This window comes from Kitasatospora sp. NPDC001119 (genome assembly GCF_053598475.1).
Genome location: NZ_JBSFKI010000100.1, coordinates 1 through 1394, shown reverse-complemented (window position 1 = coordinate 1394; position 1394 = coordinate 1). Strand labels below are relative to the sequence as shown.

Genomic DNA, 1394 nt, shown 5'->3' with positions numbered 1-1394 from the left:
CTGAGGACAAGCCCTCGGCCTATTAGTACCGGTCAACTCCACCCCTCACAGGGCTTCCATATCCGGCCTATCAACCCAGTCGTCTACTGGGAGCCTTACCCTCTCAAGGAGGTGGGAGTGCTCATCTCGAAGCAGGCTTCCCGCTTAGATGCTTTCAGCGGTTATCCCTCCCGAACGTAGCCAACCAGCCATGCCCTTGGCAGGACAACTGGCACACCAGAGGTTCGTCCGTCCCGGTCCTCTCGTACTAGGGACAGCCCTTCTCAACACTCCTACGCGCACAGCGGATAGGGACCGAACTGTCTCACGACGTTCTAAACCCAGCTCGCGTACCGCTTTAATGGGCGAACAGCCCAACCCTTGGGACCTACTCCAGCCCCAGGATGCGACGAGCCGACATCGAGGTGCCAAACCATCCCGTCGATATGGACTCTTGGGGAAGATCAGCCTGTTATCCCCGGGGTACCTTTTATCCGTTGAGCGACGGCGCTTCCACAAGCCACCGCCGGATCACTAGTCCCTACTTTCGTACCTGCTCGACCCGTCAGTCTCACAGTCAAGCTCCCTTGTGCACTTACACTCAACACCTGATTGCCAACCAGGCTGAGGGAACCTTTGGGCGCCTCCGTTACCCTTTAGGAGGCAACCGCCCCAGTTAAACTACCCACCAGACACTGTCCCTGATCCGGATCACGGACCCAGGTTAGACATCCAGCACGACCAGAGTGGTATTTCAACGACGACTCCACAACAACTGGCGTTGCTGCTTCAAAGTCTCCCACCTATCCTACACAAGCCGAACCGAACACCAATATCAAGCTATAGTAAAGGTCCCGGGGTCTTTCCGTCCTGCTGCGCGAAACGAGCATCTTTACTCGTAATGCAATTTCACCGGGCCTATGGTTGAGACAGTCGAGAAGTCGTTACGCCATTCGTGCAGGTCGGAACTTACCCGACAAGGAATTTCGCTACCTTAGGATGGTTATAGTTACCACCGCCGTTTACTGGCGCTTAAGTTCTCAGCTTCGCCTGGACGAATCCAAGCTAACCGGTCCCCTTAACGTTCCAGCACCGGGCAGGCGTCAGTCCGTATACATCGCCTTACGGCTTCGCACGGACCTGTGTTTTTAGTAAACAGTCGCTTCTCGCTGGTCTCTGCGGCCACCCCCAGCTCGGAGTGCAAGACTCGTCACCAGGAATGGCCCCCCTTCTCCCGAAGTTACGGGGGCATTTTGCCGAGTTCCTTAACCATAGTTCACCCGAACGCCTCGGTATTCTCTACCTGACCACCTGAGTCGGTTTGGGGTACGGGCCGCCATGAAACTCGCTAGAGGCTTTTCTCGACAGCATAGGATCATCCACTTCACCACAATCGGCTCGGCATCAGGTCTCAG

The 1394-nt window shown here is 56.1% G+C and carries 1 rRNA gene; it reads right to left on the bottom strand.

Going from position 1 to position 1394, the window contains the following annotated elements:
- Positions 1 to 2: 2 nt before the first annotated feature.
- Positions 3 to 1394: ribosomal RNA gene (locus ACWDD9_RS43840) — 23S ribosomal RNA — on the bottom strand; the annotation flags it as partial.